The 17,607-nt window shown below is 69.7% G+C and carries 17 protein-coding genes; 9 read left to right on the top strand and 8 right to left on the bottom strand.

Features of this window, described 5'->3' with window-relative positions:
* Window positions 1-308: 308 nt before the first annotated feature.
* The 3 genes from AC1PPL_RS05885 to cobA all read left to right on the top strand — a co-directional run bounded on the left by AC1PPL_RS05885 (window position 309) and on the right by cobA (window position 4,999).
* Complete coding sequence (locus AC1PPL_RS05885) at window positions 309-3,167, top strand: nitrate reductase (protein WP_479972884.1); 2,859 nt, start codon at window positions 309-311, stop codon at window positions 3,165-3,167.
* Between the two features lie 93 nt (window positions 3,168-3,260).
* Window positions 3,261-4,190 (top strand): DNA-binding protein YbiB, encoded by a 930-nt coding sequence (gene ybiB / locus AC1PPL_RS05880; protein ID WP_123676047.1) that lies wholly within the window; start codon window positions 3,261-3,263, stop codon window positions 4,188-4,190.
* The gene (cobA, locus tag AC1PPL_RS05875) at window positions 4,187-4,999 is read left to right on the top strand and encodes a uroporphyrinogen-III C-methyltransferase (RefSeq protein ID WP_287952640.1); all 813 of its coding nucleotides are present in this window, start codon (window positions 4,187-4,189) and stop codon (window positions 4,997-4,999) included. Before ybiB ends, cobA begins: the two co-directional genes overlap by 4 nt.
* Window positions 5,000-5,003: 4 nt before the next feature.
* Here the strand turns inward: cobA and AC1PPL_RS05870 are convergent, their stop codons facing one another.
* A complete protein-coding gene (locus AC1PPL_RS05870; protein WP_011806000.1) occupies window positions 5,004-5,504 on the bottom strand; it encodes an acyl-CoA thioesterase in 501 nt (166 codons plus the stop codon).
* Between the two features lie 194 nt (window positions 5,505-5,698).
* Between AC1PPL_RS05870 and AC1PPL_RS05865 the strand changes: the two genes are divergently transcribed.
* The 4 genes from AC1PPL_RS05865 to AC1PPL_RS05850 all read left to right on the top strand — a co-directional run bounded on the left by AC1PPL_RS05865 (window position 5,699) and on the right by AC1PPL_RS05850 (window position 9,850).
* Window positions 5,699-6,865, top strand: a complete 1,167-nt coding sequence (locus AC1PPL_RS05865) for an ABC transporter substrate-binding protein (protein WP_123676045.1) — start codon at window positions 5,699-5,701, stop codon at window positions 6,863-6,865.
* 70 nt (window positions 6,866-6,935) lie between these two features.
* Window positions 6,936-8,177 (top strand): BaiN/RdsA family NAD(P)/FAD-dependent oxidoreductase, encoded by a 1,242-nt coding sequence (locus AC1PPL_RS05860; protein ID WP_479972883.1) that lies wholly within the window; start codon window positions 6,936-6,938, stop codon window positions 8,175-8,177.
* A gap of 102 nt (window positions 8,178-8,279) precedes the next feature.
* On the top strand, window positions 8,280-9,485 hold the full coding sequence (locus tag AC1PPL_RS05855) for an NnrS family protein (protein ID WP_479972882.1): 1,206 nt from the start codon (window positions 8,280-8,282) through the stop codon (window positions 9,483-9,485).
* 65 nt (window positions 9,486-9,550) lie between these two features.
* A complete protein-coding gene (locus AC1PPL_RS05850; protein ID WP_011806004.1) occupies window positions 9,551-9,850 on the top strand; it encodes a DUF2249 domain-containing protein in 300 nt (99 codons plus the stop codon).
* 67 nt (window positions 9,851-9,917) lie between these two features.
* Here the strand turns inward: AC1PPL_RS05850 and sufT are convergent, their stop codons facing one another.
* The 7 genes from sufT to AC1PPL_RS05815 all read right to left on the bottom strand — a co-directional run bounded on the left by sufT (window position 9,918) and on the right by AC1PPL_RS05815 (window position 16,672).
* Window positions 9,918-10,475, bottom strand: a complete 558-nt coding sequence (sufT, locus tag AC1PPL_RS05845) for a putative Fe-S cluster assembly protein SufT (RefSeq protein WP_088886400.1) — start codon at window positions 10,473-10,475, stop codon at window positions 9,918-9,920.
* Window positions 10,472-10,951: a Fe-S cluster assembly sulfur transfer protein SufU gene (sufU, locus tag AC1PPL_RS05840; RefSeq protein ID WP_312131018.1), complete on the bottom strand. Its 480-nt coding sequence runs from the start codon at window positions 10,949-10,951 to the stop codon at window positions 10,472-10,474. The genes sufT and sufU overlap by 4 nt, the downstream gene beginning before the upstream one ends.
* Entirely contained in the window at window positions 10,948-12,213 is a 1,266-nt protein-coding gene (locus AC1PPL_RS05835; RefSeq protein ID WP_479972881.1) for an aminotransferase class V-fold PLP-dependent enzyme, read from the bottom strand. The genes sufU and AC1PPL_RS05835 overlap by 4 nt, the downstream gene beginning before the upstream one ends.
* Window positions 12,206-13,453, bottom strand: a complete 1,248-nt coding sequence (locus AC1PPL_RS05830) for a SufD family Fe-S cluster assembly protein (protein ID WP_479972880.1) — start codon at window positions 13,451-13,453, stop codon at window positions 12,206-12,208. The genes AC1PPL_RS05835 and AC1PPL_RS05830 overlap by 8 nt, the downstream gene beginning before the upstream one ends.
* 4 nt (window positions 13,454-13,457) lie before the next feature.
* Window positions 13,458-14,228 (bottom strand): Fe-S cluster assembly ATPase SufC, encoded by a 771-nt coding sequence (gene sufC, locus AC1PPL_RS05825; RefSeq protein WP_312792121.1) that lies wholly within the window; start codon window positions 14,226-14,228, stop codon window positions 13,458-13,460.
* An 80-nt stretch (window positions 14,229-14,308) separates the two neighbouring features.
* A complete protein-coding gene (gene sufB, locus AC1PPL_RS05820) occupies window positions 14,309-15,802 on the bottom strand; it encodes a Fe-S cluster assembly protein SufB (RefSeq protein WP_123676040.1) in 1,494 nt (497 codons plus the stop codon).
* 150 nt (window positions 15,803-15,952) lie between these two features.
* Entirely contained in the window at window positions 15,953-16,672 is a 720-nt protein-coding gene (locus tag AC1PPL_RS05815) for an ArsR/SmtB family transcription factor (RefSeq protein WP_374606628.1), read from the bottom strand.
* Window positions 16,673-16,780: 108 nt separating this feature from the next.
* Between AC1PPL_RS05815 and AC1PPL_RS05810 the strand changes: the two genes are divergently transcribed.
* On the top strand, window positions 16,781-17,134 hold the full coding sequence (locus AC1PPL_RS05810; RefSeq protein WP_479972879.1) for an NIPSNAP family protein: 354 nt from the start codon (window positions 16,781-16,783) through the stop codon (window positions 17,132-17,134).
* On the top strand, window positions 17,131-17,535 hold the full coding sequence (locus tag AC1PPL_RS05805; RefSeq protein ID WP_312131694.1) for an antibiotic biosynthesis monooxygenase family protein: 405 nt from the start codon (window positions 17,131-17,133) through the stop codon (window positions 17,533-17,535). The genes AC1PPL_RS05810 and AC1PPL_RS05805 overlap by 4 nt, the downstream gene beginning before the upstream one ends.
* Window positions 17,536-17,607: the final 72 nt, after the last annotated feature.

The raw sequence follows: 17,607 nt of genomic DNA, 5'->3' as shown, positions 1-17,607 counted from the left end.
GGTTTGCGGGTTCCCTTCTGGCCGTGTCGAGAAGCGCAGGTGTGGGCGGATCAGGGCTCGCGATGGTCTGAGCGCCGCAGGCGTGAGTTCGAGCAAGACCCCGCCCGCGCCGAGCATCACAGGTTGCCCGTAGCGCAGCGAAGGGTCACGGACAGCAGGGTCGCCTTTCTTTTGGGTCCTTTTCTTTGGCGAAGCCAAGAAAGGTACCTCGCCCGCCGGGGCGAGTCCCGGCCAGCGGCATCAAAAAATACAGCTACCCGCACCCATCCACCAAGCCCTAGAGCCCCCAAACCCCAAGAAATCACGCCATGAAAGAAACCCCCTCCACCTGCCCCTACTGCGGCGTAGGCTGCGGCGTGATCATCCAGTCCGACGGCGACACCATCACCGGCGTGCGCGGCGACCCCCACCACCCCGCCAACTTCGGCCGCCTGTGCACCAAGGGCAGCACCCTGCACCTCACCGCCAGCCGGCCCGTCACACTGCAGACCCGGCTGCTGCAACCCCAGCTGCGCCCGCAGCGCGGCCAGGCAGCGCACCCCATCGACTGGGACGCGGCTCTCGACACCGCGGCGCAGCGCTTCGCCGCCACCATCGACCGCCACGGCCCCGACGCGGTGGGCTTCTATCTGAGCGGCCAGTTGCTCACCGAGGACTACTACGTCTTCAACAAGCTGGCCAAGGGCCTGATCGGCACCAACAACATCGACACCAACTCGCGCCTGTGCATGAGCAGCGCCGTGGCCGGCTACAAGGCCACGCTGGGCGCCGACGCGCCGCCCGCCTGCTACGACGACCTGGCCCACGCGCAGTGCCTGTTCATCGCCGGCAGCAACACGGCCTGGGCGCACCCCATCGTGTTTCGCCGCATCGAGGACGCGCGCGCCGCCAACCCGGCCATGAAGATCATCGTGGCCGATCCGCGCCGCACCGACACCGCGGCCATGGCCGATCTGTTCCTGCCCCTGCTGCCGGGAAGCGACGTGATGCTGTTCAACGCCATGCTGCACGTGATGCTGCGCGAGGGCTGGGTGGACCAGGGCTACATCGCGCGGCACACCAGCGGCTTCGCCGATCTGCAGGCCGTGGTGCAGGACTGCACGCCCGAGCGCGCCGCTGCCGTCTGCGGCCTGCCGCCGCAGGACATTGCCACCGCAGCGCGCTGGTTCGCCGGCGTGGAGGGCATAGCGGAGGGTGGGCCGCGCCTGCCCACGCTGAGCCTGTACTGCCAGGGCCTGAACCAGAGCACCAGCGGCACGGCCAAGAACGCCGCGCTGATCCACCTGCACCTGGCCTGCGGGCAGATCGGCCAACCGGGCGCCGGCCCCTTCAGCCTGACGGGCCAGCCCAACGCCATGGGCGGACGCGAGGTGGGGGGCCTGGCCAACCTGCTGCCCGCGCACCGCGACATGGCTAACCCCGACCACCGCGCCGAAGTGGCCCGGCTGTGGGGCGTGGAGTCGGTGCCCGCGCGGCCCGGCAAGACGGCGGTGGAGATGTTCCAGGCCGCGGCCGACGGCGAGATCAAGGCGCTGTGGATCGCCTGCACCAACCCCGCGCAGAGCCTGCCCGACCAGACCACCGTGCGCCGCGCCCTGCAGCGCGCCGAGTTTGTGGTGGTGCAAGAGGCCTTCGCCACCACCGCCACCGCGCAGTACGCCGACTTGCTGCTGCCCGCCACCACCTGGGGCGAAAAGACCGGCACCGTCACCAACAGCGAGCGCCGCATCAGCCGCGTGCGCGCGGCAGTGGCCGCACCCGGCGGTGCGCGGCACGACTGGCAGATCGCGCTGGCGCTGGCGCAGCGGCTGGAGAGGCACCTGCGCCCCGGCCAGCCCACGCTATTCCCCTACACCGGCGACACCGCCCAGGCCTGCGCCGAGGCCATTTGGAACGAACACCGCGAGACCACGCGCGGGCGCGACCTGGACATCACCGGCCTGACCTGGGCCGCGCTGGAGGCCGACGGGCCGCAGCAGTGGCCCTACCCGAGCGGCGCCCGCACGGGCCGCGCGCGCCTGTATGCGGACGGCGTCTTTCCCACACCCGACGGGCGTGCGCGCTTCGTCCCCACGGCCTGGCAGCCCCTGGCCGAGCCGTCCAGCGCGCGCTACCCGTTCAGCCTGACCACGGGACGCCTGCGCGACCAGTGGCACGGCATGAGCCGCACCGGCACGCTGGGGCGGCTGTTCGGCCACGCGTCCGAGCCCGCGCTGCAGATGCACCCGCAGGACCTCCAGCGCCTGCAGCTGGTCGCTGGCGACCTGGCGCATGTGACCAGCGCGCGCGGCTCCATCATCGCGCCCGTGCAGGCCGACGACACACTGGCACCGGGGCAGGTTTTCATGGCCATGCACTGGGGCGGCGAATACCTGGGCGGGCGCTCCAGCACGGGCCGGCCGCTGGCGGGCGTGAACGCGCTCACCACGCCGGCCTTCTGCCCTGGCTCCAAACAGCCGGAGCTCAAGCACGCGGCGGTGAAGGTGCTCAAGGCCGAGCTGCCCTGGACGCTGCTGGCCATGGCCTGGCTGCCCGAAGATGAAGCCCTGGCCGCGCGCGAGGCGCTGGCCGCGCTGATGCCCGAACTACCCTTCGCCCACTGCGTGCCCTTCAGCGGCGCCGCGCCGACGGCAGGTCCCGCGCGCACGGGCGTTCTGCTGCGCGGTGCCGCGCACGAGGCGCCGCCACCGGCCCTGCTCGCGCGCATCGAGCACCTGCTGCACCTGGACGGGCCTGGCACGCTGCGCTATGCCGACCGCCGCCGCGCCCAGCACCGCGCCGCGCGCCTGCAGCGCCAGGCCGATGGCCGCACCACTTTGGACGCACTGCTGCTGGCCGGCAATGGCAGCGCTGGCGGCTGGCTGCGCACGCTGCTGCAGGAAGAACTGCCCGTGCAGACCTATGGCCGGTTGCTGCTGCTGCCCACCCAACAGCCGCCCGTGGCCGTGGCCGCACGCGGCAAGCGGGTGTGCGTCTGCCTGAACGTGACCGATACCGACATCACCGAGCGCCTGGGCCAGTGCCAGGGCAGCCCGGCCGAGCGCCTGGCGCAGTTGCAGGGCGCGCTGCGCTGCGGCACGCAATGCGGCTCCTGCGTACCCGAGCTCAAGCGCATGGTGCAGGCGGCGGTCGCGGGCATAGGCACCACTGCGGTGCAGGCAGCGTGACGCGGCACGCAATCCGCCGCACGCATATAACAGGCGGTTATCAGACATGCCGCAGAATGGACACCACTCGTCCCACCCGCCAGCCAATACCCCATGGGCATCAGCCACTACATCAAGGAAATCGGCCGCGGCGCACGCGGCGCCAAGGCACTGGACCGCGCGCAAGCCGCCGACCTGTTCGGGCAAGTGCTCGACGGCCAGGTGACCGATCTGGAGATCGGCGCCTTCTGCGTGGCCATGCGCATCAAGGGCGAGACCGCCGAGGAAATGTGCGGCCTGCTGGACGCGGTGCATGCGCGCATCGCCGCCATACCGGCCTGTGCGAACGGGCAGCCGCTCATCGTGCTGCCCAGCTACAACGGCGCGCGCAAGCTGCCCGTGCTCACGCCGCTGCTGGCGCTGCTGCTGGCGCGCGAAGGCCTGCCCGTGCTGCTGCACGGCATGCGCACCGAGGCGCGCCGCGTTCTGGCATCAGATGTGCTTGAAGCGCTGGATATACCTGCGCTAACAGCTCCTCAATCCATAGCACCCGGCAGCGTGGCGCACATCGGCACCGCGGTGCTGCTGCCCGGGCTGGCGCGCCTGCTGGCGGTGCGCGAGGTGATCGGCCTGCGCACACCGGGGCACAGCGTGGCCAAGCTGATGAACCCCTGCGCCGGCCCGGCGCTGGTGGTGAGCAGCTTCACCCACCCCGAATATTTCGACATCCTGAGCGGCACCTTTGCCACGCTGGGCGCGCACGCGTTGCTGTCGCGCGGGCTGGAGGGCGAGGTGGCGGCCGACCCGCGCCGCACGCCGCGCTACGACGCCTTCATTGGCGGCACGCACCAACTGCTGCAAGACCAGCAGCCCGGCACGGCCGCCGAAGTGCCCGGTCTGCCGACCGAGATCGACGTGGCCACCACCGCCGCCTATACCCGGCGCGTGCTGGCGGGCGACGCGCCCGTGCCCCCTGCCCTGCGCCAGCAGGTGGAACATATCTTGCACTTGAGCCGTCAAATCACTGCACAGGCCTCGTCATGACCACACCTTCTCTTCCAGCCCATGCAGGCAGCTGCACCCTGGTGGGCGCCGGCCCCGGCGACCCCGAGCTGCTCACCCTCAAGGCGGTGAAGGCCATCCAGGCCGCCACCGTGCTGCTGGTGGACGACCTGGTGAGCGACGCCATCGTCGCCCTGGCCCGCCCCGGCGCCCGCGTCGTGCATGTGGGCAAGCGCGGCGGCTGCAAGAGCACGCCCCAGGCGTTCATCGAAAAGCTCATGCTCACCGCCGTGCAGGAGGGCGAGACCGTGGTGCGCCTGAAGGGCGGCGATCCGTTCATCTTTGGGCGGGGCGGCGAAGAAGTGGAGCACCTGCGCGCGGCGGGCGTGCCGGTGCAGGTGGTCAATGGCATCACCGCCGGCCTGGCGGGCATGACGCAGCTGGGCGCGCCGCTCACCCACCGCGAACATGCGCACGGCGTGGTCTTCATCACGGGCCACAACAAGCCTGGGAACCAAGGCACCGACTGGCGCCAGCTGGCCGCCACCGCGCGCGATGCACGCCTGACCCTGGTGATCTACATGGGTGTGACCGGCTGCGCCCACATCCAGGAAGAACTGCTCACCGGCCTGCCTGCGCACACGCCGGCGGTGGTGATCCAGCATGTGAGCCTGCCGCAGCAGCGCCACGCGGTGACCACGCTGGGCCAGTTGCAGTCCACCATCACCCGCGAGGGGCTGGCCAGCCCCTCGGTGATCGTGATCGGCGACGTGGTACGCGGCATCCAGGCCGTGGCGCACGGCGAAGATGCAGCCGCCCCGGTAGCAGGCACGCGCAGCCGGGCGGTGTGACGGCTCAGCCGGCGGCGCTGGCCTGCGCCGCCTGGCGGATCTGCGCGAAGCGCTCGGCCTGTTCCTTGCGCAGGGCCTTGCGCAGCAGCGCGGCCTCCCAGCGGCGGCGCTCGTCGTAGCTGGTGGGGGCCAGCGGCGGCACGGGGGTGGGTTTGCCCGCATCGTCCACTGCCACCATCGAGAAGAAACAGCTGTTCACATGCCGCACCACCTGGGTGCGGATGTTCTCGGCCACCACCTTGATGCCGATCTCCATGGACGACGTGCCCGTGTGGTTGACGCTGGCCAGGAAGGTCACCAGTTCGCCCACGTGGATGGGCTGCAGGAACATCACCTGGTCCACGCTCAGCGTGACCACGTAGCTGCCCGAATAGCGGCTGGCGCAGGCATAGGCCACCTGGTCCAGCAGCTTGAGGATGGCGCCGCCGTGGACGTTGCCGGAGAAGTTGGCCATGTCGGGCGACATGAGCACGGTCATGCTGAGTTGGTGCGCGGGAAGGTGCATGGCGGTATTAGAGCGTGTTTACGCCGACCGTGCGGGGCCGGAGCACGTGCCTTCACCCGCCACGCCCCGTGTCACACCCGCGTCACGGTTTCTTGGTTTCCCCCAGTGGGCGCGTGCGCCGGCGTTCCTAGCATGGCCCCTGCGCTGCCCATGGCGGTGCAGCGCCAGCCCAATACAAAAAGCAGGGAGCTCTCATGACCACGCCGTTCATCGTCCACCCTTGTGCGCCGCGCAGGCGGCTGCTGCAGTCGCTGTGCGCGAGTGCCTGTGCGCTCGCGTGGCCGGCGCTGGCCCAGCAGCGCTCGGCAGACGCCAAGGCAGCCATCCTCATCGGGCGCTCCTCGGCCCTGTCGGGCCCCATGGCGCCGTTCCTCACGCCGGTGCACGAGGGGCAGGAGGCCGCCCTGGCGGACTTCAACGAGGCCGGCGGCGTCGCAGGGCGCAAGGTGCAGCTCGTGTCCCTGGACGACAAGTTCGACGCCGCGCTCGCCCTGGACAACGCCCGCAGACTCGTGCAGGACAGCGGCGTGGTCGCGCTGTTCGGCCAGGCCGGCACCTCGCAGGTGCTGGCGCTGCTGCCCTACCTGGCGCAGGCGCGCACGCCGCTGGTGGCCGTCTACACCGGCAGCCCCGCGGTGCACGGCGCGCGCAGCCCCTACCTGTTCACCACCAGCGCCAGCTACGCGGACGAGCTGGTGAAGATCGTGCGCAACCTCGTGGCCATTCAGACCACGCGCATCGGCGTCGCCTACGAGAACAACGACTTCGGCAAGCTCGCGCTGCCCTTGGTCGAGAAGGCCATCACGGCCGAGGGCGGCACCTTCGTGGGCGCCCATGCCATGCACAGCAGCGGCCAGGACGCCGAGGCCGCCGCCAAGGCCCTGGCGGCCCTGCGGCCGCAAGCCGTGGTGATGATTGCCGCGGGCCCACCCGTGGTGGCCTACGTGCGCGCCAACAAGGCGCACCTCGGCGTGCCGGTGTACACGCTGTCGCTGGGCGCGGGTGCGCAGGTCATCCGCGCGCTGGGCAGTGACGCGCGCGGGCTGGCCGTGGCGCGCACCACGCCGCCGCCCACGCGGCTGACCACCGCCGTGGCGCGCGAGTTCCAGGCGTCCATGAAGCGCCACGGCCACCCCGTGGACTACGACCGTTTCAGGGGCTACCTGGACGCGCGCATCCTCATTGAAGGCCTGCGCGCCGCGGGCCCTTCGGTGACGGGGGCGTCGCTGGCCGCGACCCTGGAAGGGCTGCACAAGGTGGACCTGGGCGGCTACACCTACCAGTACAGTGCGCAGAATCGCAATGGCTCCAGCTATGTGGACATTGCCGTGATTGGGCCCGACGGCAACTACATGCACTGAACTGCCTGCACTGCACGGCCTCGGAGCCCGTACGCGACAATCGGCGGCTTTGCCCGCCAGGTTGCTGCCCGTGTCCACACCCTTCTTTGATGCCGTCATCATCGGCGCCGGCGCCGCCGGCCTGTTCTGCGCCGCCCAGGCGGGCCAGCGCGGGCTCAAGGTGCTGCTCGTCGACCATGCGGACAAGGTGGCCGAGAAGGTCCGCATCTCGGGCGGTGGGCGCTGCAACTTCACCAACCGCGACCTGGACGTGCGCGCGCCGCACAAGCACTTCGTGGGGCAGAACGCGCAGTTCTGCCGCTCCGCGCTGTCGCGCTACACGCCGGCGGACTTCATCGCGCTGGTGGAGCGCCACGGCATCGCCTACCACGAGAAGCACAAGGGCCAGCTGTTTGCCGACCGCTCGGCCGAGGACATCATCGCCATGCTGCTGGCCGAATGCGCCCAGGGGCGCGTGGAGCGCTGGCAGCCCTGCGGCGTCAAGAATGTGGTCTTTTTGGCCGATGAGGCAGGCGGCACAAGCGCTGGCAGCTATCAAATCGATACCGATCGCGGTCCGGTGCAAGCGCGCAGCCTGGTGGTGGCGACGGGCGGGCTGTCCATCCCCAAGATCGGTGCCACGGACTTCGGCTACCGGCTGGCGCAGCAGTTCGGACTGCCGCTGGCGGCGCAGCGCCCCGGCCTGGTGCCGCTGACCTTCGACGGCCAGGCCTGGGCGCCCTACGCGCAGCTCGCCGGGCTGGCACTGGCGGTGGAGATCAGCACCGGCGCCAAGAAGGAACGCATGGCCTTCGTGGAAGACCTGCTGTTCACGCACCGCGGGCTGTCGGGCCCGGCCGTGCTGCAGATCTCCAGCTACTGGCAGCCGGGCACGCCGCTGACCATCAACCTCGCCCCGGGCGTGGACCTGCCGGCCGCACTGGCCCAGGCCAAGGTGCGCTCGCGCAAGCTGATCGCCAACGAACTGGCCGCGCTCGTGCCCAGCCGTCTGGCCGACGCCTGGGCCAGCCAGAGCGCGGACTGGCAGCGCCCCATCAACGAAGCCGCGGACAAGGCCCTGGCGCGGTTGGCCGAGCGGCTGGCGCGCTGGGAGCTCACCCCCACGGGCACCGAAGGCTACAAGAAGGCCGAGGTGACGCTGGGCGGCGTGGACACGCGCGCCCTGTCGCAGCAGACCATGGAATGCAAGGCCCAGCCGGGCCTGTACTTTATCGGCGAGGTGGTAGACATCACCGGCTGGCTGGGCGGCTACAACTTCCAATGGGCCTGGGCCAGCGCCCACGCCTGCGCCCAGGCTCTGCCGCTCCACTGAACGCCCTCCGTCTCTAGGGGCCGTCTGCGCGCGAACTTCTGGCCGATTTTTAATATTCATGTAAAATGAATCTTAAGAAAACCGCCCTGCCAAAGGCCCGCCATGTCCCTGCCCCCGCTCGTCTCCGCCTCCCGCCCGGCCCAGTCCGCCGCTCCGCTGCAAGGCTGGCCTTTGCTGCGACTGGGGTTTCGGCCCTTCTACCTGGGCACGGCCCTGCTGGCCTGTCTGGCGGTGCCGCTGTGGATAGCGATCTTTCTGGGCCGCATCCAGGTGCCGTTGCCGATGTCACCTTTGCTGTGGCACGCGCACGAGATGCTGTTCGGCTTCGCCGCAGGCGTGGTGGTGGGCTTTCTGCTCACCGCCGTCAAGGCCTGGACCGGCCTGGAGACGGCCCGTGGTCCGCTGCTGGGCGCGCTGGCCCTGCTGTGGCTGGCCGCGCGGCTGGCTTCGCTGGTGGCGCCCTACGCCGTCTATGCCACGCTGGACATGCTGCTGCTGCCGGCCGTGGCCGCCGTGCTGCTGCGCGTGCTGATCAAGGCCGGCAACAACCGCAACATTCCGCTGATCTGCCTGTTGCTGCTGATGGCTGCGGCCAACCTGGTGTTCCATCTTTCGGTGCTGGGCATCGTGGCGGTGCCAGCCGTGAGCGCGCTGTATGCCGAGCTGGCGCTGATCCTCATGGTGGTGAGCGTGATCACCGGCCGCGTGGTGCCCATGTTCACGCGCAACGTGACGCCCGGCCTGGTCATCAACATGCCGCGCAAGTTCGAGCTGTCGCTGCTGGCCGTCACGGCCGTGGCGCTGGCGCTGTGGGTGTTCGCAGCGCCCGCGCCGGTGGTGCTGGTGGCCAGCCTCGCGGCGGGCGTGATGCATGCGGTGCGGCTGTGGAAGTGGCATCCGCAGGTCACGTTCAAGCGCCCCATCCTCTGGATCCTGCACGCTTCGTACGCATGGCTGCCCCTGGGCTTCGTGCTGCTGGCGCTGGCGCAACTGGGCTGGGTCGTACCGTCGCTGGCCGTGCATGCCTTTGCCGTGGGCGTGATCGGCGGGCTGATCATCGGCATGGTCACGCGCACCGCGCGCGGCCATACGGGCCGGCCGCTGCAGCCCTCGCGCGGCGAGGTGGTGGCCTATGCCCTGGTGATGCTGGCCGCCGTGCTGCGCGTGCTGGTGCCCGCCGTGCAACCCGCGTGGTACGCCTATGCGCTGGAAGGCGCCGCCTGCCTGTGGGCCATCGCCTTCGCGATCTACCTCGTGATCTACACACCCTGGCTGATGCGCACCCGTCTGGACGGCAAGGACGGCTGATGCCGGCCCATGCCTCACAACTGCTCCCTCCCCCCTTTTTTTACACACACCCGAAAGGTTGAACCATGAGCAACACCGTTTCCGTGATCGACGTACGCACCATCGCTCCTTATGAGCGCCATGCGCAAATCTTTGGCCGCCTGGACGCGCTGGGCGCGGGCGAGTCGCTGCAGATCGTGAACGACCACGACCCCGTGCCGCTGCGCATGCAACTGGAAGGCCGTGCACCCGGCCAGTTCCAGTGGGCGTACCTGGAGGCAGGCCCCCGCCAGTGGCAGATCGAAATCACCAAACTGGCATCCAAGACCCAGGCCGCCGCAGAGGCTGAAGACTCCTGCTGCTCGGGCGGTGCTTGCTGCGGCTGATCGGCAAAGCCACTCAACCAAAGCAAAAGGGGCAGGTATCACCTGCCCCTTTTTGATCGTCCCTGCTTCACAGCCCCAGCGCCAACTGCGCCTCCTCGCTCATCATGGAGCGGTCCCAGGGCGGGTCAAACACCAGATTCACCGTGATCTCGCCCACGCGCGGCAGGGCCAGCAGCTTGTCGCACACCTCGTCGGCAATCGCTTCGCCCATGCCGCAGCCGGGGGCGGTGAGCGTCATGTCCACCAGCGCGCGCACCTTGTGGGCATCGTCGGGCAAGGGCTCGAAAGCCAGCCGGTACACCAGGCCCAGGTCCACGATGTTCACCGGGATCTCCGGGTCGTAGCAGGTGCGCAGCGTCTCCCACACCAGCGGCTCCAGTTCCTCGATGGGCAGGTCCGCGGGCGCAGTGATGGTCTCGGGCGGCGTCTTGCCGATGGCGTCGGCATCCACGCCCTTCAGCCGCATGAGCTGGCCTTCGACCAGCAGCGTGAAGGACGAACCCAGCGCCTGCGTGATCTGCGCCAGTTGCCCGGCCTCCAGTTCGATCGGCTCACCGCTGGGAATTGCCTCCACGGTCACGCTGCGGCGCACCAGCACATCCTCGCGATGGCGGCGGTAGGTCATGCTCTTTCCTCCTCGGTACTCACACTCTGGCCGTTGCCGTTGTCGGCAATCGCATGCATCAGCGCATGCCAGCCCAGCAGGGCGCACTTGATGCGGCTGGGGTACTGGCGCACGCCGGCCAGGCTGACCAGCTTGCCCAGCGGGGCATCCTCAGGCGCCTCCTCTCCCGTCAGCACCGCACGAAAGTGCTGCTGCAGCGCCTGCGCGGCGGCAACCTCCTTGCCCTTCACGGCCTCGGTCATCATCGAGGTAGAGGCCATGCAGATCGCGCACCCCTGGCCGGTGAAGCGGATGTCCTGCACGCGCCCTTGCTGCAGCTGCAGCTCCACGGCAATGCGGTCGCCACACGACGGGTTGGTGCCCTGCGCCTGGTGCGTGGGCTGCGGCAGATGGCCGAAGTTGCGCGGTGCGCGCTTGTGCTCCAGCACCACTTCCTGGTACAGCTCGTTCTCGGCGTTGCCGGTAAATCCAGTCATCGCATGACCTCCAGCGCCTGGGCCACGCCGGCGATCAAGCGCTCGACCTCCTCATGGCTGTTGTACAGCGCGAACGATGCGCGCGTGGTCGGCCCCAGCCCCAGGTGCTCCTGCAGCGGCTGGGCGCAGTGGTGGCCCGTGCGCACGGCGATGCCGCGCTCGTCCAGCAGCGTGCCGATGTCGTGCGGGTGCACGTCGCGCGCCACGAACGACACCAGCGACGCCTGCGTGGCATGCGGGGCGAGCACCGTCACCCCCTCCAACGCCGACAAGCCCGCCAGCGCCTGCGCGCGCAGGGCCTGCACGTGCAGGTCAATGGCCTCTCGGCCGATACCATCGATGAAGCGCGCCGCCGCCGCCAGGCCAACGGCCCCGGCCACGTTGGGCGTGCCGCCTTCCAGCCGCGCGGGCAGCGCCGCATAGCCCGCAGCGGTGTAGCTCACCCACTCCACCATGTCACCCCCCAGGCGCAGCGGGTACAACCACTCCAGCGCGTCGCGCCGGCCGGCCAATGCCCCGGTGCCCATGGGCCCGTACATCTTGTGGCCGGAGAAGGCCATGAAGTCCGCCTCCAGTTCCGCCAGCGCGGGCATGGCATGGCCCACCGCCTGCGCGGCATCCAGCACCGTGAGGGCGCCGGCCGCGCGTGCCATGGCCAGCAGTGCCTCATACGGAGGACGCTCGCCCGTGGCATTGGCGCACGCCGTGAGTGCCAGCACACGGGTGTTGGGTGTGAGCAATGGCGTCAGATCGGCCTCATGCACGCGCCCCTGAGCGTCGGGCTGGAGAACGACCAGTTCCGACCCGCTCATGCGCGCGGCCTGCTGCCAGGGCACCAGGTTGGCATGGTGCTCCAGCCCGCTCACGATGATGCGGTCGCCGGGGCGCAGCCAGGCCTTGCCCGGCCCCGCTGCCCACAACCCTTGGGCGACGAGGTTCAGCGCCTCGGTCGTGCCGCTGGTGAAGACCAGTTCATGCTGCGTGCCCGCGCCGATGAAGCGCTTGAGCGTGGCACGCGCCTCTTCAAAAGCGTCGGTGGCGCGCTGGCTCAGCGTGTGCACGCCGCGGTGAATGTTGGCGCGGTCCTGGCGTTCGAAGCGCTGCATGGCTTCCTGCACCGCCAGCGGCATCTGCGTGGTGGCGGCGTTGTCCAGATAGGCCAGGGGCTGGCCGTGGATGCGCTGCGCCAGCACCGGAAACTGCGCGCGCAGTGCCTGCACCGGCAGGCCGCCGGTGTGCAACAAAGGATGTGGTTTACCCATGGTGTGCCTCCTCGGCTGTGGGCTGCAGCCGGGCGATCGCACCGGCCAGCCAGCCGCTCTGCAGCCACTGCGCCAGCATGCCGTCCCCCTCGGCCCCCAGGCATCGATCAAGCAACGCTTGGGCCATGCCTTCGATGATGAGCGCGCGCGCAGCCGCGTCATCCAACCCGCGCTGGCGGGCGTAGAACAGCGCATCCTCGGGCAACGCGCCCCAGGTAGCGCCGTGCGCGGCCTGCACGTTGTCGTGCAGGATCTCCAGGTGCGGGCGCAGGATCAAACGTGGCTGGCCCGCCAGCGGCACCCCGGCCAGGCGCTGGCGCACATCGGCCCCGTCACTGCCGGGCGCGATGCGCGTATAGGCATTCGCCACCGCGTGGGCGCGGCCCTGGGCCAGGGCCAGGGTCTCGACCTGGCTCACGGCCTGAGCAGCTTGCAGGTCGGTGTACGTCTGCTGGTCCAGCTTGCCGTCCGCCAACAGCAGCAACGCGGCCTGCCGCGCGCTGGCGCCCGCGCCCTGCAGCGTGATGTGGCTGCGTTGCAGGTGGTAGCTGGCGCCCGTGGCAACCAGCGCCTGGGCATAAGCGGCACCTGCCGCCACATGGACCTGCAGGTGGTGCGCCACGCGGTCGTCGGCCAACGGCGCAGCGACGCGCAGGTGTTGCAGCTGTGCCCCCTGCGCCAGACGGATGTGGGCGTGCAGGTTTTGCGCCACGGTCGACAGACCGTCTGCGGCAGGCCGCTCATGGGTTTCGATCAGAACGCACTGCACGCCGGCTTCCACGTCCAGCACCAGCAAGGGCGCCTCGGCCGCGGCGCCGGGCTGGTGGTGCAGCTCCAGGCACACAGGCTCGCGCTCACGGCCCGGCGTGGCGGCCACGCGCAGGCGCAGGCCCCGGCGGCACAGGGCGCGGTGCGCCCAGGCGAAGGGGGCGGCGGCCCCATCCCCACTGCCGGACTCTGGCGACGGCAGGCCTGCCATCAACTCGGCGCGCTGCGCCGGGTCCAGGGCGTCCAGCCAACGCGCGTGGACGCTGGTGGCCGCCTGTGCGTGGGGCAGGCGCAGCGTCCAGCCCGCACCCGCGGGCAACGAGGGCTCATCGACGACCCCGGCCTGCGTTCCCAGCCAGTCCTGCAGCGCGGGTGGGGGCAGGTGGTGAAAGGCTTCGCTGCGCCGGGCAATCCAGCCCTGCGTCTGCAGGCGCTCGCGCGCGGCGTGCATGTCGGCTTGTGCGCTGTTCATGGTGTCATGCCTCCGCCGTGGCAGGTTGGCGCGCAAAGCCCGTGCGGGCGATGCGCCGCGCCAGCTCCACGTCGCCCGTCTCGGCGATACGGCCCTGGTCCAGGCGCAGCACGGTGTCGGGCTGCAGCTGCTCGATCAGGTGCAGGTAGTGCGATACGACGATGAAGGCCGTGCCCTGTTCGCGCAGTTTCTGCACCAACGCGACCACGGCGCGCACGCCGTCCACGTCCATGCCCGAGTCGATTTCGTCCAGCAGCGCCAGGCGCGGTTGCAGCAGGGCCAGCTGCAGCAGTTCATTGCGCTTGCGCTCGCCGCCGGAAAAACCTTCGTTCACCGGGCGGCCCAGCATGGCCTGGGGCAACCCCAGTTCGTGGGCGGCCTGCTTGGCGCTGGCCAGGAAGTCGAACGCGTCCAGTGGCTGCTGGCCGCGCGCCTCGTGCACGGCATTCAGCGCGGTGCGGATGAACAGATTGTTCTTCACGCCGGGCACATCGGGCGGCGACTGGAAGGACACGAACAGCCCCGCGCGGGCGCGCTCATGCGCGGGCAGCTGCAGCAGGTCCTGCCCGTCCAGCAGCGCCTGGCCGTCCTGCACCTGGTAACTCGGGTGGCCGGCCAGCGCCATGCCCAGCGTGCTCTTGCCGCTGCCGTTGGCGCCCATCAGCACGACGAGCGCGCCGGCGGGCACGTCCAGCGAGACCGATTGCAGCACGGTGCGCTCGCCAACGCGCACACGCAGGTCGCGCACTTGCAGCAAAGGAGTGGTGGAGGTCATGTGGGTTTCCTATTAATTTGATAGCTATTCGCGCTGGATGGATAAGGGCTGGATGCCGTTTTTATTCAAATCTTGTGATCTCAGCCCACCGCGCCTTCCAGCGACACGGCAAGCAGCGCCTTGGCTTCCAGCGCGAATTCCATGGGCAACTCTTCCAGCACCGCCTGGCAAAAGCCGCCGACGATGAGGGCCGTGGCCTCCTGCGGGTCGATGCCACGCTGCTGGCAATAGAACAGGCGCTCCTCCGAGATGCGCGTGGTGGTGGCCTCGTGCTCCACCACGGCATCGCTGCGCGCGGTGTCCACGTAAGGGAAGGTGTGGGCGCCGCAGTCGGGCCCGATGAGCAGCGAGTCGCACTGCGTGTGGTTGCGCGCGCCGGCGGCGCCGGGGTTCACGCGCACCAGGCCGCGGTAGCTGTTGTGCGCGTGGCCCGCGCTGATGCCCTTGGAGACGATGCGGCTGGTGGTGTTCTTGCCCAGGTGGATCATTTTGGTGCCGGTGTCCGCCTGCTGGAAGTGGTTGGACACGGCGATGGAGTGGAACTCGCCGTTCGATTCGTCGCCGCGCAGCACCACGCTGGGGTACTTCCAGGTGATGGCCGAGCCAGTCTCGATCTGCGTCCAGGCGATGCGCGAGCGCCTGCCGGCCGCCAGGCCGCGCTTGGTCACGAAGTTGTAGATGCCGCCCACGCCGTTCTCGTCGCCGGGGTACCAGTTCTGCACCGTGGAGTACTTGATGAACGCGTCGTCGTGGGCGATCAACTCCACCACGGCGGCGTGCAACTGGTTCTCGTCGCGCTGCGGGGCGGTGCAGCCTTCCAGATAGCTGACCGAACTGCCCTCTTCGGCAATGATCAGCGTGCGCTCGAACTGCCCCGTGTTCTGCGCGTTGATGCGGAAGTAGGACGACAGCTCCATGGGGCACTTCACGCCCTTGGGAATGTAGACAAAGGAGCCATCGGAAAACACCGCCGAGTTCAGCGCGGCATAGAAGTTGTCGCCCTGCGGCACCACGGTCCCCAAGTATTTCTCGACCAGCTCCGGGTGGTTCTGCACCGCATGCGAGAACGAGCAGAAGATCACGCCCACTTCGGCCAACTGCTCGCGGAAGGTGGTGCCCACCGAGACCGAGTCGAACACTGCGTCCACCGCCACGCCGGCCAGGCGGGCGCGCTCGTGCAGCGGCACGTTGAGCTTCTCGTAGGTCTCCAGCAGCTTGGGGTCCACCTCGTCCAGGCTCTTGGGTGCGTTCTTGAGCGACTTGGGTGCCGAGTAGTAGCTCAGCGCCTGAAAATCGATGGGCTCGATCTTCAGGTGCGCCCAGTCGGGCAGCTCCATCGCACGCCAGCGCTCAAACGCCGCCAGCCGCCAGTCCAGCAAAAACTGCGGCTCGCGCTTCTTGCGCGAGATGGCGCGGATGGTGTCCTCGTCCAGGCCCGGCGGCAGGGAATCGGACTCGACGTCGGTGACGAAACCGTGCTGGTACGGGCGCTGCAGCGCCTGCTCCAGTGCGGGCGCCTGCGACGCCTCGCGACCGGCGACGGGCGCGTCGAGGATGGCGGGTTGTGAGGACATGACCGTGGGGCGGAGTTTTTAATATTCATATGTTATGAATCTTTTAAAAATCCGCCAAACCCGCATGCGGTCCCTGCACCCGCATCAGGGGTTTACCGGCTCGCCGCTTCGGGCGGGCAGCGGCTTGCCGTCAGGCCAGCGCATCCCCAGTCAGCCGGTCACCTCGCCCCAGCGCACCACGCCCAGCCAGTTGCGCAGCGCCACCACGCCGGGCGGCGTGATCTCCAGCGCGCGCGATGCCTGCGCGCGCCGCAACCAGCCGCGCTCCAGGCAATGCACGCACAGCAGCGCCCCCAGGCGCCCGGCCATGTGGGGGCGGCGCTCACTCCAGTCCAGACAGGGCCGGCATGGCGGGCGCCGCGCGGCGCCCGCGGCCAGTGCGTCCTGCGCGGCCAGCCCCAGCGGTGCCAGCACAGCCTGCGCCCGGCCGGTCACCCGCCCACCCGCATCGTCATCGAAGACGATGGCGCCCTCCTCCAACAGGTGCGCGGCGATGGCCACGCCCAGGCGGCCGGCAATATGGTCATAGCAGGTACGCGCCTGGCGCAGCGCCGCGTCGCGCGGGCCCACGACCACGGGCCGCGACGCCGTCGCCTGCCGCACGGCCAGCTGCATCAGCCCTTCCAGCAAATGCGCCACCTCGGGCGAAGCCAGGCGGTGGTACCGATGGCGCCCCTGGCGTTCCAGCACCAGCAGCCCCGCCTCCACCAACAGGCCCAGGTGGCGGCTGGCCGTGGCGGCAGACACGCGCCCGGCCTCGGCCAATTCACGTGCCGTGAGGGCGCGTCCGTCCATCAGCGCGACCAGCATGGCGGTGCGTGCCGGCTCGCCCACCAGGGCCGCGACATGCGCAATCTGGTTGGTGTTCATGCGCGCAGTGTGCCGCAGCCAGCCCGGCGCACGCTTCGCTCCAGGACGAAACATCGGCCGTGCGACGGCCGGCACCATGGACGCATCCACCCACCACAGGAGCACGCCATGCCCATCACCTGTTTCATCCGCTACGAGATCGACCCTTTTCAGCGCGAGGCCTTCCGCGCCTATGCCGAAGCCTGGGGGCGCATCATCCCGCGCTGCGGCGGCCACCTGCTGGGCTACTTTCTGCCCAGCGAGGGCACCAATTACGAGGCCTGGGGCCTGATCGCCTTCGCCAGCCTGGCCGACTACGAGGCCTACCGCGCCCGGCTCAAGGCCGACCCCGAGGGCCGCGCCAACTTCGAGCTGGCGCAGCGCCAGCGCTTCATCCTGCGCGAGGAACGCAGCTTCACCGAGGCAGTGGCGGGCACCCTCGTGCGCCCCGCATCGCCCATCAACACGCAGGCCCAGCCATGATCGCCGTCATCTTTGAAGTGCAGCCGAGCAGCGACGGCCGCCAGGCCTACCTGGACCTGGCGGCGGACCTGCGCGCCGCGCTGCAGGCCATCGACGGCTTCATCTCCGTGGAGCGCTTCGAGAGCCTGTCCACGCCCGGCAAGCTGCTGTCGCTGAGCTTCTGGCGCGACGAAGAGGCCGTGGCCCGCTGGCGCGCGTTGCCGCAGCACCGCCAGGCCCAGGCGGCGGGCCGCGCAGGCGTGTTTGCCGACTACCGGCTGCGCGTGGCCACCGTGCAGCGCGACTACGGCCTGCATGCACGTGACCAGGCACCCGCCGACTCGCGTGCCTGCCATGCGCCGCGGACTGTGCCCAACCCCGCGCCGGGCAGCCGCTTGCCCGGCAGCGCAGAGCCGTTATAATGCTCGGCTCTGCTGGCATGACCCCGTCGGCCGGATACTAGTTACAGACGGGGAAAACCGCCGTATATGGCT

It is taken from the genome of Diaphorobacter sp. B2A2W2, assembly GCF_056730635.1.
Note: the sequence above shows the minus strand (reverse complement) of the source record. Positions and strands in the feature narration are given on the sequence as shown.